The sequence below is a fragment of the Sphaerisporangium album genome (assembly GCF_003323745.1).
In the GTDB taxonomy this organism is placed as follows: Bacteria; Actinomycetota; Actinomycetes; order Streptosporangiales; family Streptosporangiaceae; genus Sphaerisporangium; species Sphaerisporangium album.
This window is the reverse complement of sequence record NZ_QOIL01000002.1, coordinates 24,943-49,184: the sequence shown is the minus strand read 5'-3', so window position 1 is coordinate 49,184 and position 24,242 is coordinate 24,943. Positions and strand designations below refer to the sequence as shown.

Annotated in this window: 18 protein-coding genes; 7 read left to right on the top strand and 11 right to left on the bottom strand. The window is 72.9% G+C overall.

What is annotated here, in order from left to right; translation table 11 throughout:
* Nucleotides 1-321 precede the first annotated feature (321 nt).
* Nucleotides 322-1,884 carry an NsdA family TPR-like regulatory protein gene (locus tag DQ384_RS02855; RefSeq protein ID WP_114027101.1) on the top strand — a complete coding sequence of 521 codons (1,563 nt, stop codon included), beginning with the start codon at nucleotides 322-324 and terminating at the stop codon, nucleotides 1,882-1,884.
* Here the strand turns inward: DQ384_RS02855 and DQ384_RS02850 are convergent.
* Nucleotides 1,874-3,328: an MptA/MptB family glycosyltransferase gene (locus DQ384_RS02850; RefSeq protein ID WP_114027100.1), complete on the bottom strand. Its 1,455-nt coding sequence runs from the start codon at nucleotides 3,326-3,328 to the stop codon at nucleotides 1,874-1,876. The two genes, DQ384_RS02855 and DQ384_RS02850, sit on opposite strands and share 11 nt — an antisense overlap.
* A gap of 422 nt (nucleotides 3,329-3,750) precedes the next feature.
* Entirely contained in the window at nucleotides 3,751-5,664 is a 1,914-nt protein-coding gene (locus tag DQ384_RS02845; protein WP_114027099.1) for a phosphatidylglycerol lysyltransferase domain-containing protein, read from the bottom strand.
* Between the two features lie 168 nt (nucleotides 5,665-5,832).
* On the opposite strand from DQ384_RS02845, the gene DQ384_RS02840 reads away from it, so the two are divergent.
* The gene (locus tag DQ384_RS02840) at nucleotides 5,833-6,894 is read left to right on the top strand and encodes an alpha/beta hydrolase (RefSeq protein ID WP_220182752.1); all 1,062 of its coding nucleotides are present in this window, start codon (nucleotides 5,833-5,835) and stop codon (nucleotides 6,892-6,894) included.
* Nucleotides 6,895-6,902: 8 nt separating this feature from the next.
* On the opposite strand, the gene DQ384_RS02835 is transcribed toward DQ384_RS02840, so the two are convergent.
* Nucleotides 6,903-7,544 carry a PaaI family thioesterase gene (locus DQ384_RS02835; protein WP_114027097.1) on the bottom strand — a complete coding sequence of 214 codons (642 nt, stop codon included), beginning with the start codon at nucleotides 7,542-7,544 and terminating at the stop codon, nucleotides 6,903-6,905.
* A gap of 286 nt (nucleotides 7,545-7,830) precedes the next feature.
* Between DQ384_RS02835 and DQ384_RS02830 the strand changes: the two genes are divergently transcribed.
* From DQ384_RS02830 to DQ384_RS02820, 3 genes are all read left to right on the top strand, one after another.
* Nucleotides 7,831-8,595, top strand: a complete 765-nt coding sequence (locus DQ384_RS02830) for a CHAP domain-containing protein (RefSeq protein WP_114027096.1) — start codon at nucleotides 7,831-7,833, stop codon at nucleotides 8,593-8,595.
* Between the two features lie 240 nt (nucleotides 8,596-8,835).
* Entirely contained in the window at nucleotides 8,836-11,469 is a 2,634-nt protein-coding gene (locus DQ384_RS02825; protein WP_114027095.1) for a LuxR C-terminal-related transcriptional regulator, read from the top strand.
* A gap of 90 nt (nucleotides 11,470-11,559) precedes the next feature.
* On the top strand, nucleotides 11,560-12,906 hold the full coding sequence (locus tag DQ384_RS02820) for an alkyl sulfatase dimerization domain-containing protein (RefSeq protein WP_114027094.1): 1,347 nt from the start codon (nucleotides 11,560-11,562) through the stop codon (nucleotides 12,904-12,906).
* Nucleotides 12,907-12,996: 90 nt separating this feature from the next.
* Here DQ384_RS02820 and DQ384_RS02815 read toward each other — a convergent pair whose 3' ends face one another.
* The 8 genes from DQ384_RS02815 to dxr form a co-directional block, all read right to left on the bottom strand.
* A complete protein-coding gene (locus tag DQ384_RS02815; RefSeq protein WP_114027093.1) occupies nucleotides 12,997-13,821 on the bottom strand; it encodes an LLM class F420-dependent oxidoreductase in 825 nt (274 codons plus the stop codon).
* A gap of 105 nt (nucleotides 13,822-13,926) precedes the next feature.
* Complete coding sequence (locus tag DQ384_RS02810; protein ID WP_114027092.1) at nucleotides 13,927-14,316, bottom strand: DUF3037 domain-containing protein; 390 nt, start codon at nucleotides 14,314-14,316, stop codon at nucleotides 13,927-13,929.
* Nucleotides 14,313-15,065 carry a HipA family kinase gene (locus DQ384_RS02805; protein WP_114027091.1) on the bottom strand — a complete coding sequence of 251 codons (753 nt, stop codon included), beginning with the start codon at nucleotides 15,063-15,065 and terminating at the stop codon, nucleotides 14,313-14,315. The genes DQ384_RS02810 and DQ384_RS02805 overlap by 4 nt, the downstream gene beginning before the upstream one ends.
* Before the next feature lie 96 nt (nucleotides 15,066-15,161).
* Nucleotides 15,162-16,004, bottom strand: coding sequence for a GNAT family N-acetyltransferase (locus DQ384_RS02800; protein ID WP_114027472.1), 843 nt, complete (start codon nucleotides 16,002-16,004; stop codon nucleotides 15,162-15,164).
* Nucleotides 16,005-16,052: 48 nt separating this feature from the next.
* Nucleotides 16,053-17,642, bottom strand: a complete 1,590-nt coding sequence (locus DQ384_RS02795) for an alpha/beta hydrolase (RefSeq protein ID WP_114027090.1) — start codon at nucleotides 17,640-17,642, stop codon at nucleotides 16,053-16,055.
* A gap of 175 nt (nucleotides 17,643-17,817) precedes the next feature.
* The gene (locus tag DQ384_RS02790; protein ID WP_114027089.1) at nucleotides 17,818-18,867 is read right to left on the bottom strand and encodes a PP2C family protein-serine/threonine phosphatase; all 1,050 of its coding nucleotides are present in this window, start codon (nucleotides 18,865-18,867) and stop codon (nucleotides 17,818-17,820) included.
* Between the two features lie 185 nt (nucleotides 18,868-19,052).
* Complete coding sequence (ispG, locus tag DQ384_RS02785; RefSeq protein WP_114027088.1) at nucleotides 19,053-20,222, bottom strand: flavodoxin-dependent (E)-4-hydroxy-3-methylbut-2-enyl-diphosphate synthase; 1,170 nt, start codon at nucleotides 20,220-20,222, stop codon at nucleotides 19,053-19,055.
* Between the two features lie 195 nt (nucleotides 20,223-20,417).
* Nucleotides 20,418-21,641 (bottom strand): 1-deoxy-D-xylulose-5-phosphate reductoisomerase, encoded by a 1,224-nt coding sequence (gene dxr, locus DQ384_RS02780; protein ID WP_114027087.1) that lies wholly within the window; start codon nucleotides 21,639-21,641, stop codon nucleotides 20,418-20,420.
* A gap of 291 nt (nucleotides 21,642-21,932) precedes the next feature.
* Between dxr and DQ384_RS02775 the strand changes: the two genes are divergently transcribed.
* Together DQ384_RS02775 and DQ384_RS02770 are read left to right on the top strand one after the other, a co-directional pair.
* Nucleotides 21,933-23,036 carry a trypsin-like serine peptidase gene (locus tag DQ384_RS02775; RefSeq protein WP_114027086.1) on the top strand — a complete coding sequence of 368 codons (1,104 nt, stop codon included), beginning with the start codon at nucleotides 21,933-21,935 and terminating at the stop codon, nucleotides 23,034-23,036.
* Nucleotides 23,037-23,087: 51 nt separating this feature from the next.
* Nucleotides 23,088-24,209, top strand: a complete 1,122-nt coding sequence (locus DQ384_RS02770) for a trypsin-like serine peptidase (RefSeq protein ID WP_114027085.1) — start codon at nucleotides 23,088-23,090, stop codon at nucleotides 24,207-24,209.
* Nucleotides 24,210-24,242: the final 33 nt, after the last annotated feature.

The following is a 24,242-nucleotide window of genomic DNA, read 5'->3' as shown; positions in this document are numbered from 1 at the left end:
TTTCGCGCGTCGCGGTGCATCGGCTTCGTGACGGCCCCGCGCGCGGATCCAGGCGGATCCGGGCGACGGGGCCGGACCTTTACCTTCCGGTGGGCGGCACGGGCGTCAACAGGCGTTCAGACGGGGTGCGTCTGTAGCGGGGAACCCCTGATCCGGCGCGAGGGCGGATTCCGGTGGCAGAAACCGGCGGCCTGATCGCCGATTCCTGACAACACTGCGTAGCGGAATGAAGCCTTTGGCTACTCTCGGTGTCGGCGATACGCATCCACGGGGGTCGGAGGGTACGCGATGCCACGCAAGCCACGCAGTATCAAAGAGGAGATGGACCGCCTCACCGCCGAACTTCGCGAACGGGGCTCGACCTGGATCGAGGTCGCGGAGGAGTACCGGCGGCGCTACCGGCTGAACGCCCGGCAGGCGTTCCGCGAGGCCCACCGCCTCACCCAGGAGCGTGTGGTCGAGCAGTGGAGGGAGCTGTGGCCCTCCGAGCCGTTCAGCGTGCGCAAGCTCGGCTCGTGGGAGGCATGGCCCGGCCTCACCGGAAACGAACCCCCGGTCGCCGGGCTCAACCGGCTCGCCCGCATCTACGGATGCCGGGCGTGCGACCTCGTCGACGGCGAGGATCACACCGGCTCCGACCAGAACGCGAATGTGCCCCGCAGACGGGATATCCCGACCACGCCGGGCAAGCTTACCCTCACTTTTAGCGACATACAGGACATCCTGCCGACTCAACCACTCCCCGGGCCGACGTCGCCAGGCGAACCGCGTGACCGGGAGTTCGAGCAGCTCGTCCACGCCTTCACGGATTGGGCAACGCAGATGAATCGACGTGACGTTCTCGCCCTGATCGGGGCGGCCGCCACCTCCGCCTACGTCTCCCCGCTCCTGGACCGGCTCGACGCCGAGGAGTCGCAGCGCCTCAGGATGGCGATCACCGATCCGAACCGCGTGGACGACGCGACGATCGCCCACATCCAGGCGATCCTGCGCCACAGCATGCGCCAGGAGGACGTGCTCGGCCCGCAGGCCACCGTGGCGACCGTCCTGGCCCAGCAGAACCTGGTCCTCTCGCTGCTGTCGGCCGGGGTGTCCGCGCACATGCGCGGCCGGGTACTGTCGCTGCTGGCCGACATCCACCGCTGCACCGGCTGGATGCTGTTCAACCTCAACGACTTCCGGGGAGCCGACTACTACTACGCGCAGGCGCGAGACGCGGCCCACCAGGCCGACGACGACGCGATGTGCGGCATGGTGCTGGCCAACTGGAGCCAGCTCGCCACCTGGCGCGGCGACCCGCGGCTCGGCGTCGAGCACGCCCTCGGGGCGCTGGCCTGGGGACGCCGCGCGGGCAGCAAGATGCTGACCGCCTACGCCTGCGACGTCGGCGCCCGCGCGTACGCCGCGGTGGTCAGGCGGTCGGCCAAGGCGGAGCGCCGCAAGGACCACTCCCGCTGCTTCCGGTCGGTGGACCAGGCCGAACGCGAGCTGCACGGAGCCGACGAGGGCGATCCGGGGGCGCGGCTCGTCCCGTTCTACGGCCAGGGGCAGTACCTGTCGACGAAGACGGGCTGCCTGCTCGACACCGGCGACCCGGCGCGGGCGCTGGAGGTCGCCGGGGCCGCGACGGCGGGCATCGACCCGACCTTCGTCCGCAACGTGGCCTACATCCGCCTGAAGACCGCGCAGGCCCACCTCGACCTGCGCGACATCGACCAGGCGTGCGAGGAGCTCGGGGAGGCCGCGCGCCTGGCCGAGCGCAACACCTCGCCGCGTCTGGCGCGGTCGGTCGTGGAGACCCGCGAGAAGCTCAGCCCGTGGAACCGCACCCGCAGCGTGGCCGCGCTGGACGAGCGCCTGTACACCGCCCGGCTCATCGCCTGAGCGGGCGGGCGCGCAGGGCGCCGGCCAGGCCCAGCGCGATCACGGCGATGATGAGAAGGTCCTCTGCCAGCGGGGCCACCCAGGGCCGGTAGGTCTCGGCGATCCACGGCGCCGGGCCCTGGAGCCGGAGCAGTCCCACGGCGCCGGGCAGGTAGATCAGGCTCGTGACGACCCCGCGGGTCAGCACCAGACCGTCCAGGCGGCCGGCCGGCATGAGCGCCAGCAGCGGGAAGAGCATGGCGTCGTACCACGGGTGCTGCACGGGGGACGTCAGCAGCCAGCCCAGGCACCACGCCAGCGCGGGGCGCGCGGAGGCGACGTCCGGCGGCCCCTCGGGGAGCCGCCGGCAGAGCAGCAGCCCGATCAGCAAGGCGGCGCCGAGCGCCAGGCGGCCCTCCAGCGGGGAGTCCGCCGCGCCCGGTCCCGTCGTGCCAGGGGCCAGGAGCTCGACGACCGGCCGCCAGGGGTCGGCCAGGGACCGGGCCCCGAGCTTGCCCGCCAGGTTGTCGATCGCCTCGGGCCCCTGCGTGGCGTACGCGCCGAGCAGGGCGGCGGACACGCCCATGAGCAGGGCAGCCAGGGTGGCCCACGACCGGCGTGCCGCCCACGCCAGGCCGGCTCCGGCGAGGATGAACGGCGCCTTGACGGCCGCGGCCGCGCCGAGCAGGGCGCCCGCGACCAGGCCCGCCGCCACTCCTCCCCGCCGCAGCGCGAGCAGCGAAGCGACCAGGAGCGCGACGCCGAGCCCGTCGACGTGGCCGCCGAGGACGACGTGCCAGAGCATCAGCGGGTTCAGGCTCCACAGCAGGTGGACGCGGATCCGCCGCTCGCGGTCCGGACCTGCCAGCCGGTCCAGCACGAGGGCCGACAGCAGGAACGCGAGCGCCGTGGCGAGCTTGATCGTGAACACGATGCCCGCCATGGAGGCGCCGCCCAGGCGGGCGCAGGCGAACTGCGCCCAGGTGGCCAGCGGCCCGTACACCGACGGGGTGTCGCGCCAGGCCAGGGGGGCCATCCGGCCGACCGGGTCGCCGATCTCGTGCAGCCAGGCGGGCGTGGTGACGTACGGGTCGTGGCCGAGGGCGGCGATCCGCCCGTAGATCGCGTAGTTCAGCACGTCGGTGGACCCGGCGGGCGGCACGACGGCGAGCAGGAGGACGGCGGCGATGGCGCCGCCGAGCAGCACACCGACCGGCGGTCGCCACCCCCGGCGCAGCGCGTACAGAGCGGCGCCGACGCCGGCCGCGCCCGTGATCATCGCGAGCCAGCCGAGCACGATCACCGTCGTGTCGCCGGGCGCGGCGTGGAAGGACCACGGCGGGGCGCCGCCGCCGAGGTCGGGCACCGCCGCCGAGGGACCGAGCAGCGCGATCACCGCCATGACGACCACGGCGCCGCCGATCGTCCCCAGCCCCGCGAGCCCGGCGACCCGGACCTGCCTCATCGTCGGCTCCTCGGAAAACGCGGGCGGCCGCCTTCTCCGGCGGCGAAGGCGGCCGCGTCTTGGGCGACTTACACGGATTTAGTGTGACGTTCATCCTAGGATATGATCACCCGGAAGGGGTAATTGCGGGGTGTTCCGGGAACGGCCGGATATGGGCGAGTCGATGACCGATGAGGCCCGAGTCACAACGAGAACGGAGAGGTTTCGCGCGGTCACGATAGGCGACGGGCATTGAGTGCGCTAATCACACTCAGCCCTGTTTTGGTACACCTATCCGGACATACAACACCGATACCCGGCGAGCGCCCGGAAAATGCTCCGTACTGGGGGAGCAGTGCACGAACAGACCCGTTCTCCCGCGATTGAAATGAGATGCTAGGCCGCAGGCGCTAAGCAGGGCATAAACCACCCGAGCGGCGCGCTCAGGGGGAGATCGGAAGCGGGCCGGGCGGCGGCGCGGAGCCCGAGGGTGTGGAGCCGGAGCTGCGGTGCCGCCGCCTCGGCCAGGACAGCTTGGGGACGCCGACGGTCAGGAACGCCTCGGCCTGCAGCGCCGAGACGCCGATGCGCGGCAGGTCGCGTGCCGTCGGGTACAGCAGGAACCGCGGCTCCCAGAAGGGCCTGAACTTGGCGTTGAACTTGTACAGCGACTCGATCTGGAACCAGCGCGACAGGAACACCAGGACGCCGCGCCAGGCCCGCAGCACCGGCCCCGCCCCGAGCCGCTCCCCGCGCGCCAGCGCCGAGCGGAACATGGCGAAGTTCAGCGAGACCCTCGTCACGCCGAGCAGCGGGGCCGCCTGCAACGTCTTGACGATCAGCAGCTCGTTCAGCCCCGGGTCGGCGTCGCGGTCGCGGCGCATCAGGTCCAGCGAGATGCCGCCCGCGCCCCACGGGACGAAGTGCAGGACCGCGCGGATGTCGCCGCCGGGCAGGTCGCGGCCGTCCTCGCCCGGCTTGTGCGCCGTGACCACGACGCAGTCGCCGTCGGAGGGGTCGCCGAAGCGGCCGAGCGCCATGGAGAAGCCGCGCTCGGTCTCGGTGCCACGCCAGAACCCGGCGGCGGCGCGGATCTGCAGCTTCTCGGCCTCGCCCAGGTCGCGGACGCGCCGCACCACGCACTTGTAGCCGGCCCGCTCGGTGCGGTTGACCATCTGGCGGACGTTGCGCATGGCCCGGCCCTCCAGCGTGAAGTCGCCGACCTCGACGACCGCCTCGTCGCCGATCTCCAGCGCGCACAGGCCCGCCTCGCGCGCCCATACCTCGCCGCCGGTCTCGCTGCAGCCGATCACCGCCGGCACCCAGGCGTGCCGCCTGACCTCCTCCATGAACCGTTTGATGGCGCCCGGCCAGGCCTCGACGTCGCCGATCGGGTCGCCGCTGGCCAGGGCCACGCCGGCGACCACGCGGTAGGCGATCACGGCCTTGCCGCTCGGCGAGAAGATGGCGCTTTTGTCGCGCCGCAGGGCGAAGTACCCCAGCGAGTCGTTGGCGCCGTGCCGGTCGAGCAGGGCGCGGACGCGGCGCTCGTCCTCGGGGCTCAGCGCGGACACCGGCCGCTCGGGGCGCAGCGCCAGGTAGAGCGTCGTGATGGCGGTGAGCGCCCCGAGCCCGGCCAGCGAGAAGTACACGAGATCGGCGGTGCGGTCGAGGGAGTACTGGACCGGGCCCTCCATGCCGAACAGGCCGAGCAGGACGTGCTGGAGGCGTTCGCCGGGGGACGGGTCGCCGACGATCGTCGCCGGGTGGACGCTGACGATCACCCAGCCGATGCCCAGGTCGAGGACGGCGAGGGCCAGGAAGTTCCACAGCGCGCGCCAGCGTGACCGCGGGTCGGACAGGGCATGGAACTCACGCCGGTTGACCAGGAGCACGATGAACAGCAGCAGGCCGATGACCGCCGTCGCGGAGTGCCTCCACCGCAGGGCCTCGACCACGGCGCCGAGCGGGAGCAGCACGACCACCGCGCGCCACGCCCGCACCTTGCGCCGGCGCAGGGCATGGGCGAGCATCACGAGCAGGACGCCGACCAGCAGCGAGGCGGCGGCGGCCAGCGTGGTGGCCGTGCCCGGCAGCACACCCGCGATAACCCCGACCCGGCTTCGCCGGAAATGCGGGAACACTCCGCGAATGATGTCGATTATCCCGACGACGAGCGCGGCGTATCCCGCCGCGGCGGGCACCCAGGAACGCGATGCCACGAAACGCGAAAGGCGTGTCCGGTCCTTCACATCAGGACACACTAGAGGGTGTGGTCCGTGCTTCGGGCGTCCGAGAAGTGATACATCGTTACCCTGGCCCTCTATCGCTTCAGTGACTTTTACTGGCACTACCATAAAAGACGCCATGGAGTGAGACCAAGACCGGGGGAAGCAACATTGGGACTCACCGCTATAAAGCTGGAGCTTCTGGTGGGCCTGCTCGCCGTAGCGGGCCTCGTCACGACGGTGTGGTGGATATGGCCGCGGCTCAGCGCGCGCACATTTCCATCCATTCTCGGACGTGTGGGGGTGCTCCTCCTGAATCAGATCCTCACCCTGGCCTTGCTCGGGCTCGCGCTTAACAACTATTTCGGCTTTTATGGCAGTTGGGCGGATCTGCTCGGCACCGACACCTCGCAGTCGGCGCCCATCGTCGCCGACCAGGGTCCCGGGGTCCCACCCGCCGAGGTCACCGGCGGGGTCCAGGTCATCGGCACCACCCGGGTCCCGCTGATCTCCGGCAGGAACGGCGACGCCGGGGGCAGGCTCCAGCAGGTCGTCATCTCGGGGGCCACCTCGCGGCTCAGCTCCCCGGCGTACATCTATCTGCCGCCGCAGTACTTCGAGGAGCGGTACGCCAACACCCGCTTCCCGGTGATCGTCGCGCTGACCGGCTACCCGGGCGACGCCCGCAACCTGGTGACCCGCATGAACATGCCGGCCGTCGCGGCCAGGGCCATCGACCGGCGCGAGATGATCCCCACGATCATGGTGCTGATGCGCCCGACCGTGGCGCCGCCCCGCGACACCGAGTGCGTGGACGTGCCCGGCGGCCCGCAGGCCGAGACGTACTTCACCAAGGACCTCAAGGAGGCGATGGCGGGCAGCTTCCGCGTGGGCACCGACGCCGCGAACTGGGGCATCCTCGGCGCCTCCACCGGCGGCTACTGCGCGCTCAAGATCGCCATGCGGCACCCGGAAGCGTACTCCGCCGCCGTCTCGCTCTCGGGGTACTTCAAGCCCCCGATCGACGCCACCACCGGCGACCTGTTCGGCGGCAGCCGCAAGCTCAGGAACGAGAACGACATGATGTGGCGCCTGGACCACCTGCCCCACCCGCCGATCTCGGTGCTGGTGACCAGCAGCAGGAAGGGCGAGTCGAACTACCCGTCCACGCTGGCGTTCCTGCGGGCCGTGAAGCCGCCGATGCAGGCGGCCTCGCTGATCCTTCCGAGCGGGGGCCACAACTTCAACACCTGGATCCGCGAGCTGCCCCAGGCGCTGCCCTGGCTGGCGCAGCAACTGCACATGCCGTCGCCCGCATCGCCGGGCTCCCCCGCGCCGGCGCCGAGCCCGTCCTCCTGACCCGGCGGTCAGCGGGCTCCGAGGGCCTCCGCCCACTGCGCCGGGGTGATGAACAGCGCCGTGGCCTCGGCCAGCACGGTGCCGCCCGCCGAGGTGAGCGTGCCCTCGACCCAGGTCTTGCGGCCCTCGCCCCGCGACACGGCCGCGTGCGCCGTCATCGGCTGGCCGTACGGAACGGGCCGCCGGTAGCGGACGCTCAGCGTGCCCGTGAGACCGGCGGCCCCGGAGGCGGCCACCGCGTCCCCGAGCAGGTGGTCGAAGATCATCGCGATCACGCCGCCGTGCACGGCCGCGGGCGGCCCCTCGTGCGTGGGCCGGAAGGTGATCTCGGCCCGTGAACCGCCCTCGGGCGTCCGTTCGATGACGAGGGGAAGCGCGTGCGGGTTGCACTCTCCGGTGACGGCGTTGCCGAGGTGGCGGAACCGGCCGTCGGGCGTCCACTCGTGCGGCAGCGGGGCGGCGCGGCGGGACTCCTTCAGCCGCTCGGTGAGCGCCACGAGGTCGGCCGTCACCGCCGTGAGCTCCTCCTCGGGCACGTCCGTCAGCACGACCGCGTCCACCAGGTCCCGGACCTGCTGGGCGAGGACGGCGAGCGCGGCGAACCGGGTCCCGTCGCCGGACTCCTGGGGCTGCGCGAGATCGGGCATCATGCCGCCGATTGTAGGGCGCGCGACCGAACGGGTTTCTAATCTGACCGTTTGAGTCATGTTTGGGTAAAGAAATCCGATTCGAGGAATGGTCCGCGAGCGGCCGTCGCGGGCACGGAAACCCCGGCGCCACAAGGGCTCCCGCACCCGGCGACCACGGCCCGGCGAGCGGGCCACCCGCGGTTGGCACGCTTTTGACCTGCGCTTTTCCTGACTAACGTCCTGCCTCACAGAAGACCTGGCGCTGCCCCGGCGCCGGGGGGGAACAAGCGGAAGGTCCCTCACTTCCATGTCGTCTGAACTGCAGAACATGATCGACCTGCTGAAGTCCCAGCTCGGCTACGGCGAGCAGGGAGGCGGGTACACGAAATACGGAGACTGGTACGGCAAGACCGTCGAGTTCGACTCGGACTACTCGGCCCAGCCCTGGTGCGACATGCTCCTGTCGTGGACGGCCCACAAGCTCGGCTACGAGAAGTGGTTCGGCCAGTTCGCCTTCACCCCGAACCACGCCCGGTGGTTCGTCGACCACGACGCCTGGGGGCACGACCCCGAACCCGGCGCGGTCGTGTTCTACGACTGGAGCGGCTCGGGCACCGTGGACGGCATCGACCACGTCGGCATGGTGATCTCGGCCGACGACGACGGGACCATCCACACGATCGAGGGCAACGTCGACGGCGGGTACGTCAGGGAGAAGACCCGGGACCAGACCTACGTCGTCGGCTACGGCTACCCCGACAAGATCAAGACCGCGATGCAGGGCCAGGGCGCGCACACGGAGAAGACCTCCCTCACCGACGCCAAGTCCCTGACCCTCATCGCCGCCGAGACCCCGCTCACCCTCACCGGCGTCCCGTCCGGCCAGACCGCGCACCAGCCGGGCCCCGGCGCCGCCGGCGCCCTCCTTCTGGTGGCCCTCCTGCTCGTGGTCGCCTGCCTGAGGGTCACGCGCCTGTCCACCCGGCTCGCCCACGTGATGACCGGCCCTCACCGACGGGACGCGGCCTCCCCCGAGCGCGCCCGTCACGCGGTCTCCCGGAGGACGCCGTAAGCCGTTCGCACCATGCGCAACAGATAGGCCCGCGCGAAACATCACTTCTCAACATCCACGACGCGGTGGAGCGCGAATACCCTGACAAATCGATGCGCCGAGAAGTGAGACGATGACCGCACCCCCACGTGCCGATGACACCCCCCGCCGGACCCTCCCCGCCGCGCCCGCCGTCCCCCGCGCCGGCACCGGGACCATCACCGGCACAGCGCCGCGGACGGCGGCCCGGGGCGGTGAGGGGTGACCGAGCACTTAGAAGGCGCCGGCCGGGCCGCGATCCTGCGCCGGTTCGAGACCGCGCTCCTCACCCCGCCCGTCACCCTGCTCCTCCACGGGGAGGCCGGCATCGGCAAGACGCACCTACTGGCCGAGACCGAGGAGCTGGCCGGGTCCATGGGGTACCGCGTGCTCCACGGGCAGGCGCGCGACTTCGGCAGCGGCCTGGCGTACGCGTCGCTCACCGAGGCCCTCGCCCCGTTGCACGACGACCCTGCCACGCGGGAGGCGTACACCGAGCTGGTCGACGCCATCGACCAGGCCGCGCTCGGCGTCCTCGGCGCCGCGCCTGCCGTGCGCACCGCCAACCTGCTGCGGCGGCTCCCGGGCCGCACCCTGCTCGCCATCGACGACCTGCACCTCGCCGACGCCGACACCCTCGGCGCGCTGTCCCTGCTCCCCCGCCGCGTGGCCGGGCTCGCGGTCGCCGGGACGGCGCGGCGGCTCCCGGCGATGGACGCCGACGTCGTGGCCGGGCTCAGCCCGCTGTCGCTCGGCGAGGTCGCCGAGCTGGTGACCGGGCTGCTCGGACGCACGCCGAGCGACGCCATCGTGCGGCACGTCCACGACGAGAGCCGGGGCAACCCGTGGTTCGTCCGCGAGGCCGTGCTGTCGCTCGTGCACGGCGGCGCGGTGCGGTCCGCCTATCCCGGCCCGCGCAGGGGCGCGCTCCTCGGCCGCCTGTTCCAGCGCGACCGCGGCGGGCGCGGCCTGGCCCGCGTGCTGGCCGCGCTGCGCCGCACCCGCCCCGCGCGCACGACCGACCTCCCCGACCTCGCCGAGATCGCCGGCCTGGAGGTGGGCGAGGCCGAGCGCGCGTTCGACGGGCTGGTCAGGGACGGTCTGCTCCTGCCGCTGGACGACGGCGCCTTCGAGTTCGCCCATCCGCTGGTCGCCGAGGCGCTGTACGCCGACCTCGGACCGGCCGAGCGCCGGCGCGTGCACGCCCGCATCGCCGCCCTGCTGCACCGGCAGGGGCTCCGCGGGACGCGCAGCGTCCTGGAGTGGGCCTCCCACCTGGCGGAGGGCGGCAGCGCCGAGGCGCTGCCCGCCATGCTCCGCGCCGCCGAGGTCACCCGCTGGACCGCTCCGCTGTCGGCCGGGCACTGGTACGGCAGGGCCGCCGCGCTCGCCCCCGCCGCCGAGCGCGGCGTGCTGCTGGCCCGGCAGGCGCTGTCGTACTGGAAGGGGTCGCGTCCCATGGAGGCCTTGCGCGCCGGGCAGGCGGCGCTCGCCGTCCTCGCGCCGGGACGCCGCCACACCCGCACCGCCCACACGATGGTGAACGCCGCGCACGCGATGGGCCGGTACGAGCTGGCCGTGTCGATCGCGGCCGAGCAGCTCCCGCTCGCCGACGACCGGGCGGCCCTGCTCGCCCAGCGCGCGGTCATCAGCACCCAGCTCGGCATCGACTCGGCCGAGCTGGTCGCCGAGGCGTGGAAGGCGATGGGGACCTGCCCGCCCGAGGACCTGGTCATCGCGCTCAGCGCGCTCGCGGGCGACGCGATGATCAAAGGCGACTGGCCAGGCACCGAGCGCGCGCTGGACACCCTGCTGTCGGCGTCCGCGGCGCTGCCGCCCGGGGCACGGCTGGCCGCGCTGGAATCGGCCGCGCACCTCCTGGCGAGCGGCGGCGTGCGCACCCGTACGCTGGCCCTGCTCTCCGAGGCCGAGCGCATCTACAAGGGGCTCGGCTGGCGCGACATCGCCGGCCAGCACGTGCGCACGATGGCGGTGGTGCGCAGGCTCGGCGGCGAGTGGGAGCACGCCCTGCGCGACCTGCGCGCGGACGCCGTCACGCTCGCCGACGCCGGGCTGTCGGAGAACGCCGCGCTCCTGCGCAACGTCGAGCTGGACATCCTGCTCGACCAGGGACGCTACGACGAGGCCGAGCCCCTGCTGGCCGGCCCGCCGCCCGGCTGCGTGCTCCAGGTGTCGCTGCGGAAGATGTTCAGGGCCAGGCGCGCGTTCTTCGGCCTCGGCGACCGGGCGACCGCGGCGCGGCTGCTGGACCAGGCCGTCCGTGACGGGCCCGCCGACGTCGTCCACCGCGCGCTCGGGGTCCGGGTCGTCATGCTCATCGTCGCGGGGGACGACGACGGCGCCCGCACGGCCGCCGTCACGCTCGCCGAGTCGGCCCGCACGGGGACGCCGCGCGCCCGGCTGGCGGGCGAGCTGGCCATGGCCGCGGTGTTCAAGGACGCCTCCCGGGCGGAGGCCGCGCTGGAGGTCGCGCGGGCCGACGGCCTGAAGTTCGAGGAGGCGCGAGCCCGGCTCATCCTCGGCGCGCTCGGGGACGGCCGGCAGCTCGTTCGGGCGCACGGCATCTTCAGCGACCTCGGCGCGGCGCCCTGGCGCGACCGGGCCGCCTACCGGCTCCGGGAGGCCGGGCTCGCCCCGGCGCGGTCCACCGCGCTCACCGCCGCGGAACGCCGGGTCGTCGAGCTGGTCGCGGACGGGCTCTCCAACCCGCGGATCGCCGAGGAGCTGCACTACAGCCGCAAGACCGTGGAGGTCTACCTGTCGCGGGTGTACGCCAAGACCGGGCTGCGCTCGCGCGTGGAGCTGGCGCTCGCTTACGAGCGCGGCGAGCTGTAGGCCGACGGACGGCACGGGAACGGCAAGGATCCGCAGATGTAGGGACCTCCCTACTGCGGCGGCGCGGCGACCCGGGTCAGGCTTGTCGGCATGACGTCACCGATCCTCGCCCATGCCGACGCCGTCTGGCGGGGGGCGGTGACCCCGCAGGAGGTGCCACTGCGGGACCTGCGCTCGAGGGGGGTGCAGGAGGTCGCCGAGGGCGTGGTGATGTGGCCCGCCTTCGGCAACGTGTACGGCATCAGTGGCGATGGCGGTCTGGCTCTGTTCGACACGGGCAACAACGTGGACGCGCCCACCATGCACGCGGCCATGCGCGCCTGGTCGGACGAGCCAGTCCGCTACGCGATCTTCTCCCACGGGCACTTGGACCACGTCGGGGGCCTGCGCCCGTTCGAGCACGACGACGGGCCGCGCCCGCTCGTGATCGCCCACGAGGGCGTCACCGCCCGGTTCGCCCGCTACGCCAGGACCGCCGGCTATAACACGGTGATCAACCAGCGGCAGTTCGGCTTCTCGACCCTGAGATGGCCCACCTCCTACCGACAGCCCGATCTCACCTACCGCGACCAGATCAGCGTCTCGCTCGGCGACGTGACGTTCGAGATGCGGCACGCGCGCGGCGAGACCGACGACGCCACCTGGGCGTTCCTGCCCGAGCGCGGCGTGCTGCTGACCGGCGACCTGTTCGTCTGGGTCACGCCCAACGCCGGCAACCCGCAGAAGGCCCAGCGCTACCCCGACGAGTGGGCGGTCGCGCTGCGCAAGATGGCCGCCCTGGACGCCGAGATGCTGCTGCCCGGCCACGGGCTCCCCGTCGCCGGGGCGGGCCGGGTGCGCCAGGCGCTCACCGACACCGCCGACTACCTGGACAGCCTGGTCGAGCAGACGCTGGAGCTGATGAACGCGGGAGCCCGGCTCGACGAGATCGTCCGGGCCGTGCGGCCCCCGGAGGCGCTCGCCCGCCGGCCGTACCTGCGACCTCACTACGACGAGCCGGAGTTCGTCGTGCGCAACATCTGGCGGCTGTACGGCGGCTGGTACGACGGCAACCCGGCCCACCTCAAGCCCGCCCCTGACGACGTGCTCGCCCGCGCCCTGGCCGGGCTGTCCGGCGGCGCCCCGGCCCTCGCCGCGCGGGCCGCCACCGCCGCGGCGGACGGCGACCTGCGACTGGCCTGCCAGCTCGCCGAGCTGGCCGTGCAGGCCGACCCGCACGACCACAAGGTGCACGAGATCAGGGCGCGGGTCTACACACTGCGCGTGCGTCAGGAGACCTCCGCCATGGCGCGCGGCGTCTACACCTGGGCCGCGGCCGAGTCGCGCAGCGTGATCACGTCCAAGGACCTGCTGGACGTGTACCAGGAGATCGCGGCCGGGCAGATGTGGTGGGTGCCCCCGCCCGACCCGGCCACCGGTCCGGCCGCCCCGGAGTGACCCCGGAGCGCCCGGACCTACCTCTACCGGCTTCTACCGGCTTCTACCGGCGCGGACCGGCTCGGACCGCTTGGACGGCGTCCGACCGGCTCAGAGCAGCGTGGCGTAGTCGTCGAGGAGCGGGAGGATGACGTCGGCCGGCGCGCTCGGCAGGCTGCACACGACCTCCTCGATGCCGAGCCCGGCGTAGTAGTCGAGCTTGCCCGCGGTCGGCACGGTGCCGAACGGGATGACGGCGACCTCCTCCGGGTCGCGTCCCGCCCGCTCGCAGGCGGCCCGCAGGTCGGGCAGCGCGTCCTTGACGCCCCTGCCGCCGATGGGCAGCCACCCGTCGGCGTACTCGGCGACGGCCGCGAACGTCTTCGGCCCGGCCCCGCCGCCGATGTACACCGGTGGCACGCGGACCGGCTTGGGCCATGACCAGGACGGCTCGAACGTGACGTGACGGCCGTCGAAGCCCGCCACCTCCCGGCTCCACAGGGCCCTCATCGCGAGGACGTGCTCGCGGACGACCTCGCGGCGCTCGCGGTAGGGGACGCCGTGGTCCTCCATCTCCTCGACGTTCCAGCCGTAGCCGATGCCGAGCGCGACCCTCCCGCCGGACAGGTGGTCGAGCGTGGCGACGGCCTTCGCCGTGACGATCGGGTCGCGCTGGGCGAGCAGCATGATGCCCGTGCCGACGGTGAGGCGCTCGGTGACGGCCGCCGCGTACGCGAGGGCGACCAGCGGGTCGTGGGTGCGCTTGTACTCCTCCGGCAGCACCTCCGCGGACGGGTGCGGCGTCCGGCGGGAGACGGGGATGTGCGTGTGCTCGGGCACGTACAGCGAGGTGAAGCCGCGCTGCTCGGCCGCGCGTGCCAGATCGGTGATCGGCATCGCCTGGTCGGTGGCGAACATGGTGACGCCCAGCCGCATGAGGCCGTTCCTTTCCCTGACGTGACCCGGGCGCGCGGAGGGCGCGCGGACCGAGCGCAGGTGCTCGGCCGGGGGTGTTCTCGCCGGACAGCTTGCCCAGAATGTCTATCGCGTCCGGGTGGCCCTGCGCACCAGACGGTCGAGAAGATCCTCCAACTCGGCATCGGGGTCGGCGGTCAGCCCGGCGTGCACGGGGCCCGCCTGGACGATCGTGCTGCGCGGCGCGGTCAGCCAGCGGAACCTGCTGCCCAGCGACTGCGCGCGCAGCGCCTCGGACTCTCCGGCGCAGGCCCGCTCGTACGCCACGAGCGCCCTGCGCACCCCCTCGACGTCGGCGTTCTCGTCGAGCGTCCTCAGCCGCGTCTCGTCCAGCTCCGTCCGGGCGCACAGGAAGTCGCGGGGCTGGCAGTAGAGGATCACGCCCGCGTTGATCAGCTCGCCCCGCACGACGCACGGCACGACCCGGATCACCGCGTACTCGTAGACGAACCTCATTCGCCCACCTCGGGGAGCCAGGCGCGCGGGGCGGCGGCGCGGGTGAGAAGGTGGTCGACGTAGGCGTCGCGGACGGCGGCGTCGTCGTCGAAGCCGGGCTCGTCCTCCAGCCACTCGTCCGGGACCAGGGCCGTCACCGTGCGCAGCAGGTCCTCGGTGACGAGGCCGGGCATCTCCTCGTCGGCCTGTGCGAGCCGCTTGGCGAACGGCGCCATCACGTGGTCGCGGGCGTCGAACGCGCGCCTCGGGTCGGCCGTGCGCCAGTTGTGGTGGAACCACAGGGCGGCGCCGTGGTCGATCAGCCAGGTGCCGCCGTGCCAGACCAGCAGGTTCGGGTTGCGCCAGCTGCGGTCCACGTTGTGGATCAGGGCGTCGAACCAGAGCACCCGGGAGGCGAAGTCGCGGTCGGGCGTCCAGGCGAGGGGGTCGAAGCCGAGGGCCCCGGGCAGGAAGTCGACGCCGAGGTTGTGCCCCTCGCTGGCCTTGAGCAGATCCTGGATCTCCTGGTCGGGCTCCCGGGCGCCGATCTGCGGATCGAGGTCGACGATCCTGAGGTCGGGGGTGCGCAGGCCGAGCCGCCGGGCGAGTTCGGCGCAGATGATCTCGGCGACCAGCACCCGGCGCCCCTGCCCGGCGCCGCGAAATTTCACCACATAGGTGCCTAGGTCATCCGCCTCGACGACGCCCGGCAGTGACCCGCCCTCCCGCAGCGGGGTCACGTACCGCGTCGCGGTCACCAGTTCGAGCACCCGCCAAGATTACCGGCGCCCGCGAGACCGCCCGTCCCCGGCCGCTCCCCCCACCGCGGGGGAAGGAAGCGGCCGCTCGGCACCGGACCGACCTCCTCAGAACAGGACGGACATGAAGGTGTCGACCTCTTTGAAGCCCACCTTGCGGTACGCGGCCCGCGCGGCGACGTTGAAGTCGTTCACGTACAGCGAGACCACCGGCGCGAAGTGCCGCAGCGCCTGGTCGACGACCGCCGCCATGCCCGCGACCGCGTGCCCCTGGCCCCGCCGGTCCGGATGCACCCACACGCCCTGGATCTGGCACACCTGTGGCGTCACCGCCCCGACCTCCGCCTTGAAGACGACCTGGCCGTCCTCGATGCGGGCGTACGAGCGGCCGATGCGGATCAGCTCGGCCACGCGGGAGCGGTAGAGCGCGCCGCCGTCCCCGAGGTCGGGAGAGATGCCGACCTCCTCGGTGAACATCGCCACGCATGCGGGCAGCAGCGTGGCGAACTCATCGGGACGGACCCGGCGTACCAGCGGGTCCGGTGGCACGGGGGACGGCGAGGAGGTCGCCATGACCGGCTGGGCCCAGCGGATCGCCCGCGCCGGGCCCCAGTACGGCTCCAGACGCTCCCAGAGCCTCTCCACGGCCTCGGCGGGGCCGACGATCGAGGAGCACCGGCGGCCCTGCCTGCGGGCGCGGTCCGCGAACGCCTGGACGGCTTCGGGCCCCGCGTTGACCGGCACCAGGTTGGCCCCGGAGTAGCACAGAGACGTCATCCCGCCGCGCGGGCCGAACCCCCACATCTGCCCACCGAGACGGGCCGGGCTGAGCCCGACCGACCGCACCCGGGAGGCGACGAAGACGTTGGCGACGGGGTCCGCGTCGAGGATCGTGAGCACCTCGTCGCGGTCCTGGTCGTCGAGCACGCGCGACGCCGATGTTCGCAGCATCACGCGCATTAGCCTACGCGACGGGCCAGATTTTGGAACGAACCGACCCTACTGGCCGACAATCACCTTGGTCAGCCGCAGGTGGCCGCGCCCGCGCGCCGCCGAGGGCAGCGGCCGGGGCTCCGGCCCGGCGGCGCACGTGGCGTCCGGCCTGCGTCCCGCCTGCCGCGCGGCGCCTCCCGGGACACTTCCGTCCCGCAGGTACGCGGCCAGGTGGCGGTCGACGCAGGCGCTGCCGCCGAGCGACACGCCGTGGTTGCCGCCGCCCTCCTGGAGCAGCCGCGCGCTCGGGAACCGGGCGCGCACGCGCAGCGCGCCGGCGTACGGGGTGGCGGCGTCATGGCGGGACTGGACGAGCAGGATGGGCGGCAGGTGCGCGGCGGTGTCGCCGACGCGGACGGGGGTGCCGCCCTTCTCCGGCCAGAAGGCGCACGGCGCGTTGTACCAGGCGTTCGCCCAGGCCATGAACGGCGCCTTGGCGTTCACCTTGACCGTGTCGGCCGTCCAGCGCGCCCAGTCGCGGGGCCACTCGGCGTCGCGGCACTGGACCGCGAGGTACACGGCGTAGTTGTTCTCGGCCGCCGCGTCGTGGTCGACGTGCTGGCGGTAGGCCGTCACCAGCCCGTCGGCCTGCCCCTTCTTGGCGTAGGCGGCGAAGGCGGCGCCGAGCTGCGGCCAGACGATGTCGGTGTACCCGCCGACGGTGAAGATGTCGTCCAGCTCGCTCGGCCCCACCGGGCCGGACGGCCCGGCGGCGAGCCGGTCGCGCATGGCGGTGTAGGCCGCCGAGACCTCGGCCTGGGTGCGGCCGAGGTGGTAGGTGTCGTTGTGGCGGGCGACCCAGGCCAGGAAGTCGCGGTGGCGCCGGTCGAAGGCGTAGTCCTGGGCGATGTTCGCGTCGTACCACACGCCCTGGGGGTCGACCACGCTGTCCAGCACCAGCCGCCGCACCCGGTTCGGGAACAGCGTCGCGTACACCGACCCGAGGTAGGTGCCGTAGGAGTAGCCGAGGTAGCTGATCTTCTGCTCGCCGAGCGCCTGGCGGATCGCGTCCATGTCGCGGGCGGAGTTCTCGGTGGTCAGGTGCGGCAGCAGCCACGACCAGCGGGCCCCGCACGCCTCGGCGTACGCCTTCGCCTTGGCCACCAGCGCCCCCGCCGCGGCGTCGTCGCGCGGCACCTGGTCGGGGCGGGGGGCGGCGAAGTGCTTCTTGGGGTCGACGCAGCTCAGCGCCGGCTCGCTGGCCCCGACGCCGCGCGGGTCGAAACCGATCACGTCGTAGCGGGCGGCGACGTCCTTGGGCAACGCGGCCGCTACGTACCGCGCCAGCGTCACCCCCGACGCCCCCGGGCCGCCGGGGTTGACCAGCAGCACCCCGAGGCCGTTGTGGTCGTGCGAGGCCGAGCCCTTGATGCGGTTGACGGCGAGGGCGATGGTGGGCCCGTCCGGCTTGGACGGGTCCAGTGGCACGTTCACGGTCGCGCACTCGACCGTCGCCGCCGTCTTCGACCCGGGGCAGGACCCCCACGCCACCGCGTCGCGGGGTGCGGCGGCCGCGCCCCGCGCCCCTGTCGTGAGGCCGGCGACCAGCACGACCGGCACCGCCACGCCCACGACCACTCCGAGAACACGTCTCACCCTTGCTCCTCCGCTCCTGGGACAGAGGCGATGCTCCCCGATGGGACCGCCCCCCGACCGTCCGCACGAGCCGAAGTTTACCGATCCGTAGTCGTGCGATTGCTCATTGTAGCCGCCGGGAGCAGGTCCCCGGGACGGGGCAGGACGGCGCTTCAGCGGCCCGCGAGGAGACGCCTCAGACGGGGAGGCGCTGGATGGCGACCATGGCCGCGTCGTCCCCGAGCCGCCCGCCGACGTAGGCGAGCAGGTCGTCGCGGACGTGCGCGACCAGCGTCTCGGGACCGCCGCACGGCCAGGAGGCGAGCCGGTCGGCGAGCTGGTAGAAGCCCCCGGAGGGGCAGCGGGCCTCGACGACGCCGTCGGTGTAGAGCAGGAGGGTGTCGCCCGGCTTGAAGTCGAAGGTCTCGGCGAGGTAGGCCCTGTCACCGAGCTCACCGAGGCCGAGCGGCGGCGCGGGCGCCGCGACCTGCAGGGTCGCTATCTGCCCGTCGCGGATCAGCAACGGCGGCGGGTGCCCGCAGTCGATCAGGTGGACCACCGGCTTGTCCTCGGGGATCTCCAGGATGGCGGCGGTGATGAAGTTCTCCGAGATCTCACCGGACTCCTCGGCGTGCTCCTCCAGGTCGGTCCGGACGCTCTCGTCCAGGTATTGCACGATCTCCGGCAGCGTGGCCTGACGGCGGGCCGCCTCGCGGAACGCGCCGAGCAGCAGGGCGGCGTCCGAGACCGAGGGCAGCCCCTTGCCCCGGACGTCCCCGATCAGCAGGCGGGATCCGGTTCCCGAGCGGGCGGCGGCGTAGAGGTCGCCGCCGATCTGCGCCTCCCGCTGGGCGGCCAGGTACATGGACGCCACCCGCAGCGACCCGAGCCGCGCGGGAAGAGGCCGCAGGAGCGCCCGCTGCGCGGCCTCCGACACCGAGCGGACCCGTACGAGTTCCTCGCGGTGCCGGTCGATGACCGTGGCGAACAGCACCAGGAACGCCGACACCAGCGCCAGTGCCGCGAGCTGCGTCTGCGCGCCGCCGAAGCCGAGGGACTCGGCGCGCACGTCGAGCAGGACCTGGACGGCGACGGCGACCGCGCCGATCAGCGCGGTGGGCTTCGGCCCCGCGAAGGAGGCGGTGACCGCGGGGGCGGCGACCAGCAAGGGACTGAGCTGGATCGTGGCCGGGGTGATGATGTCGGCGATCGCGATGACCACGATCAGTGCGAGCGGAATGGCCACCAGGGTGCTGCCGGACAGCCATGTCCGGGAGAAATCCGACGCCCTTTGCCGAAACCGCACCCTTCCTGCATACACCAGCCTGCGACCGCTCAGGACGGCTGGGCCATCCGAAGCTGGGACCTCCCCGACAGGCCCGGCATACGACGGGCACCGCCCGCCCGGCGCGGGGGCGGGCGCGCCTCGGATCAGCGGACGACGACCTCCGGGCCCGGCGCGTCCTCGTCGTCCAGGTCGACGTCGACGCCCATCTCTTCGGCGAGGCGCAGGGCCTCCTCGATCAGGGTCTCGACGATCTGGGACTCGGGGACGGTCTTGACGACCTCGCCCTTGACGAAGATCTGGCCCTTGCCGTTGCCGGAGGCGACCCCGAGGTCGGCCTCGCGGGCCTCGCCGGGGCCGTTGACGACGCAGCCCATCACGGCGACCCGCAGCGGGACCTTCAGCCCGTCGAGCCCGGCGTGCACCTGCTCGGCCAGGGTGTAGACGTCGACCTGGGCGCGGCCGCACGAGGGGCAGGAGACGATCTCGAGGCCGCGCTCGCGCAGGTTCAGCGACTCCAGGATGCCGATGCCGACCTTGACCTCCTCGACCGGAGGGGCGGAGAGCGACACGCGGATGGTGTCGCCGATGCCCTCGGCCAGCAGGGCCCCGAACGCGACGGCCGACTTGATCGTGCCCTGGAACGCGGGGCCGGCCTCGGTGACCCCGAGGTGCAGCGGATAGTCGCACTTGGCGGCGAGCAGGCGGTAGGCCTGGATCATCACGACCGGGTCGTGGTGCTTGACCGAGATCTTGAGATCGCGGAAGCCGTGCTCCTCGAACAGCGAGCACTCCCACAGCGCGGACTCGACCAGCGCCTCGGGCGTCGCCTTGCCGTACTTGGCCAGCAGGCGGGGGTCGAGCGACCCGGCGTTCACGCCGATGCGGATGGACACCCCGGCGTCGGCGGCCGCCTTGGCGATCTCGCCCACCTTGTCGTCGAACTTCTTGATGTTGCCCGGGTTCACCCGGACGGCCGCGCACCCGGCGTCGATCGCCGCGAAGACGTACTTCGGCTGGAAGTGGATGTCGGCGATCACCGGGATCTGCGACTTGCGCGCGATGGCCGACAGCGCGTCCGCGTCGTCCTGCGAGGGGACCGCGACCCGGACGATCTGGCAGCCCGAGGCCGTGAGCTCGGCGATCTGCTGCAGGGTGGAGTTCACGTCGGCGGTGAGCGTGGTGGTCATCGACTGCACCGAAACCGGCGCGTCGCCGCCCACGGGCACGGACCCCACCATGATCTGCCGCGACACCCGCCGCGTGGCGATCGGCTTGCTCCGTACCGCGGGAATGCCCAGATCAACAGATGTCATCTTTTCCAGCACCTTGGTCGCTCGGCTACGCGCTCAGACCCGTCCAGTCTAGGTAACCCGGCGCACCACAGGGTTCCGGACACTGAGATAACCACATAAGTGGCCTTCGAGGATCAAGAGGCTACATCGCCCCACCTCACGGCTTTAGGCGTGAGGTGTCCGGACTTGTCCCTGATCTCCCGCCCCTGGTGGTCCCTACGCGCCCGTCAGCTCGCGGGCCCGCGCACGTGCCCAGGCGTCCGCCTCGAAGACCTCCTCCACCGACTCCACCGACCCCGAGACGCTGTGCTCACCCACGACCGCCTCGATCGTGTCGACGATGCCGAGGAACGGCAGCCGCCCGGCGAGGAACGCCTCCAGGCACACCTCGTTGGCCGCGTTGTAGACGGCGGGCGCCGTGCCGCCCAGGGCGCCGACGTGCCGGGCCAGCGCCACGGCCGGGAACGCCTCGTCGTCCAGGGGCTCGAACGTCCAGGTGTGGGCGGCGGTCCAGTCGACCGGCCGCGCGGCGCCGGGGACGCGGGCGGGCCAGCCGAGCGTCAGGGAGATCGGCAGCCGCATGTCCGGCGGGCTGGCCTGCGCGATCGTCGAGCCGTCCACGAACTCGACCATCGAGTGGACGACGGACTGCGGGTGGACGACGACGGTGATGCGGTCGAAGGGGATGTCGAACAGCAGGTTCGCCTCGATCACCTCCAGGCCCTTGTTCACCAGCGTGGCCGAGTTGATCGTGATCACCGTCCCCATGTCCCACGTGGGGTGCTTGAGTGCCTGCTCGGGCGTCACGTCCTTCAGCTCCGCGCGCGTGCGGCCGCGGAACGGCCCGCCGCTGGCCGTCACGACCAGCCGCCGCACCGCCCCGGGGTCGTAGCCGTCCGGACCGGCCGCCCACAGGCACTGGGCGAGCGCGGAGTGCTCGGAGTCGACCGGCAGGATGCGCCCCGGGCCGGCCGCCCGCTTCACCAGCGGGCCGCCGATGATCAGCGACTCCTTGTTGGCCAGCGCCAGCACCCGCCCCGCCGCCAGCGCGGCCAGCGTGGAGGTGAGCCCGACCGCGCCGGTGATGCCGTTCATCACGATGTCGCAGGGCCAGGCGGCGACCTCGGCGACGCCCTCGGCCCCCGCCAGCACCGGCACCCCGCCGACGGCCTCGCGGACCGCCCGGACGGCGCGCTCGTCGGCGACGGCGACGACCTCGGGACGGAACCGCTCGACCTGGCGCGCGAGGAGGTCGGGCCTGCCGCCGCCCGCGACCAGCCCGGCGACCCGGAAGCGGCCGGGCTCGCGCTCGATCACGTCGAGCGCCTGGCTTCCCACCGACCCCGTGGAGCCGAGCACGACGATCGAGCGGGGCTCGTACGGGCCAGGGAGGTCGGCGGGGCCCGCGAGGCCGTCCGGAACCGCGACTGGGGTCTGCATGCCCCCATTATCGGCCCGCCCGCCGCGTCCCCTCCCCGTCCCCTCCGCATGGCCATCGAACGGTCACCAGAGCGACAGGTGGGAAAACAGCAGCTCAATGCCCGAATCCCGCCATACCGGTCTCGGTGAATCACGAGAAATGCGGCAATCAGCCGCACTACGGTCCCGCGTCAGACACGGCACCCGAAAATGCGGAAGCCGGGCACGACGGAGCACGCGCCATGCCGCCCCCGGCCGGCGCGCCGCCCCGCCTCCGCCCGCCCGGCGAGCGCGACCACCAGGAGGACCCGTATGCACCGCACGGCACGACGTCTCATCCCCGTTCTCGCCCTGTCCCCCGTGGCGGCGGGGATCGTGCTGACCGCCCCGGCCGCCGACGCCGCCAGGCCGCCCGCCACGCCTAGGCCCATCGTCCACGACGCGGCCGACACCACGCCCGAGCAGCGCGTCGTCAAGAAGTTCTGGACGCCGGCGAAGATGGCCGCCGCCAAGCCCCTCGACCTCGTCCGCACGCGCGGCGGGCGCACGACCGTCGCCCCCAGCGGCGCCGGCATGATCATCACGCCCGGCTCCGCCGGCCCGAGGCGCGCGGACGCCGAGCCGTCCCCCGCGCCGTCCACTGCCCCGCCCCCGGTGACCGCGTCGCCGACCCCCTCCGCGTCCGCCTCGCCCAGCCCCAGCCCCACGGCCGCCTCGGTGGTCTCGGCCCGCTCCCCCGGGGCCTCGTGGACGGCGGGCGGCGCGATCGCGAAGACCGAGGGACGGGTCTTCTTCACCTACCAGGGCCGCAGCGCCTCCTGCTCGGGCACCGCCGTCACCAGCGCGAACAAGAGCGTCGTGATCACGGCGGGGCACTGCGTGAAGCTCGGCGGCGCCTTCCACACCAACTGGGTCTTCGTCCCCGGCTACAACGCCGGCGCCCGCCCGTACGGCACGTGGGTGGCCACCAACCTGCTCACCACCCCGCAGTGGAACGCGAGCGAGGACATGAACTACGACATGGCCGCCGCCGTCGTCGCCCCCCTGAACGGCGAGTCGCTCACCGACGTCGTCGGCGGGCAGGGCGTGGCGTTCAACCAGGCCCGGGGCCGCCAGATGTACGCCTTCGGGTACCCGGCCGCGAGCCCGTACGACGGGTCGAGGCTGGTCTACTGCAGCGGCAGGGTGTTCGAGGACTACCTGATCTCGACCGACCAGGGGCTCACCTGCGACATGACCGGCGGCTCCAGCGGCGGCGGCTGGTTCCTGAGCTTCAACGAGCGCACGGGGACGGGCACGCTGAACTCGGTGAACAGCTTCAAGTACAACTTCGCGCCCTATTGGATGTTCGGCCCGTACTTCGGCCCCGAGGCCCAGGCGGTCTACACGGCCGCCCAGAACGCCGACGCCACCTGATTTACCGAAAGTATCCGCGAGGGCACGGACGGTGGTTCAGACTCGGGAGCCATGACCCCGATCCTCCCCCTGATCGCCGCGGTGCTCGCCGCCGGGCTCCTGGGCGCCCCGCCCGGCGGCCCGGCGGCCTCGCGCGCGGCCGGGGACGCCGTCACGAGGAACGAACGGACGTCCCTCTCCCCGATGCCCGCCTCTCCCCCCGCTTCCCTCGCCGGGCCCCTGCGGTCCTCCGGCGTCGTCGAGCACGCGGCGGCGCGCACCCCCGCCGAGCGGCGCCGCGTGCTCGGGTACTGGACCGCGCGGCGCATGGCCCGCGCGCTGCCCGCCGGCCTGCTGGGCCCGGTCTCCACGCTGGGCGCCCTGGCGTCCGGCGCCGTCCCCCGGGGCGCCCCGCTGCGCCTGGCGTCGGCGCCTACGTTCCTCGGCCCGCCGCCGGGCGTCCCCTCCAGGCCGGGCGACCGCCGCATGGGCGCGACGGGGGCGCGCGTGGGCGTCACCGGCGCGCGGTGGGCGGCCGGCGGCGCGGTGACGCGCACGACCGGCCGGGTGTTCCTCACCATGCGCGGCGTCGACTACGTCTGCTCGGCGGGCGCGGTGCGCAGCCGAAACCTGGACGTCGTGGTCACGGCCGGGCACTGCGTGAAGGACGGCGTGGGCGTCTGGGCCGAGAACTGGACGTTCGTCCCCGGGTACGAGTCGGGGCGCAGGCCGTACGGCGTCTTCACGGCCCGGCGCGTGTTCGTGCCCGAGGCGTGGTCGCAGCGGGGCGACGACAGCCACGACCTCGCCATGGTCGCGCTGAACCCCTCGGAGCGCGGCCACCTGAACGAGGTGGTGGGCGGCCAGGACATCGGGTTCAACCAGCCACGCGGCCTGCGCGCGTTCGGCTTCGGCTTCCCCGCCGACCCGCCCTTCGACGGCGAGCACCTGGTCTACTGCTCGGGCGGCCTCCACGGCGACCCGCACAACCAGACCAAGGACCAGGGCATGCGCTGCGACCTCACGGCGGGTTCCAGCGGCGGCCCCTGGCTGAGCTCCTTCGACTCCGCGACGGGCCAGGGGGTGGTCACCTCGGTCAGCAGCTTCAAGTACAGCGACGACCCGGGCACGATGTACGGCCCGTACTTCGGCGACGAGGCGCGGCGGCTGTTCGATACGGCCGAGCGCGCCTGAGCGAACTGAACAGATCTCAGTGCGGCACGGCGG

Excerpts from the sequence above, each read along its gene's own strand:
- DQ384_RS02845 (WP_114027099.1), bottom strand. The coding sequence starts at position 5,664 with ATGGTAGTGCCAGTAAAAGTCACTGAAGCGATAGAGGGCCAGGGTAAC.
- DQ384_RS02850 (WP_114027100.1), bottom strand. The coding sequence starts at position 3,328 with ATGAGGCAGGTCCGGGTCGCCGGGCTCGCGGGGCTGGGGACGATCGGC.
- DQ384_RS02820 (WP_114027094.1), top strand. The coding sequence starts at position 11,560 with ATGACGTCACCGATCCTCGCCCATGCCGACGCCGTCTGGCGGGGGGCG.
- DQ384_RS02830 (WP_114027096.1), top strand. The coding sequence starts at position 7,831 with ATGTCGTCTGAACTGCAGAACATGATCGACCTGCTGAAGTCCCAGCTC.
- DQ384_RS02835 (WP_114027097.1), bottom strand. The coding sequence starts at position 7,544 with ATGATGCCCGATCTCGCGCAGCCCCAGGAGTCCGGCGACGGGACCCGG.
- DQ384_RS02810 (WP_114027092.1), bottom strand. The coding sequence starts at position 14,316 with ATGAGGTTCGTCTACGAGTACGCGGTGATCCGGGTCGTGCCGTGCGTC.
- DQ384_RS02770 (WP_114027085.1), top strand. The coding sequence starts at position 23,088 with ATGACCCCGATCCTCCCCCTGATCGCCGCGGTGCTCGCCGCCGGGCTC.
- DQ384_RS02775 (WP_114027086.1), top strand. The coding sequence starts at position 21,933 with ATGCACCGCACGGCACGACGTCTCATCCCCGTTCTCGCCCTGTCCCCC.
- DQ384_RS02855 (WP_114027101.1), top strand. The coding sequence starts at position 322 with ATGGACCGCCTCACCGCCGAACTTCGCGAACGGGGCTCGACCTGGATC.
- ispG (WP_114027088.1), bottom strand. The coding sequence starts at position 20,222 with ATGACATCTGTTGATCTGGGCATTCCCGCGGTACGGAGCAAGCCGATC.
- DQ384_RS02800 (WP_114027472.1), bottom strand. The coding sequence starts at position 16,004 with ATGCTGCGAACATCGGCGTCGCGCGTGCTCGACGACCAGGACCGCGAC.
- DQ384_RS02815 (WP_114027093.1), bottom strand. The coding sequence starts at position 13,821 with ATGCGGCTGGGCGTCACCATGTTCGCCACCGACCAGGCGATGCCGATC.
- dxr (WP_114027087.1), bottom strand. The coding sequence starts at position 21,641 with ATGCAGACCCCAGTCGCGGTTCCGGACGGCCTCGCGGGCCCCGCCGAC.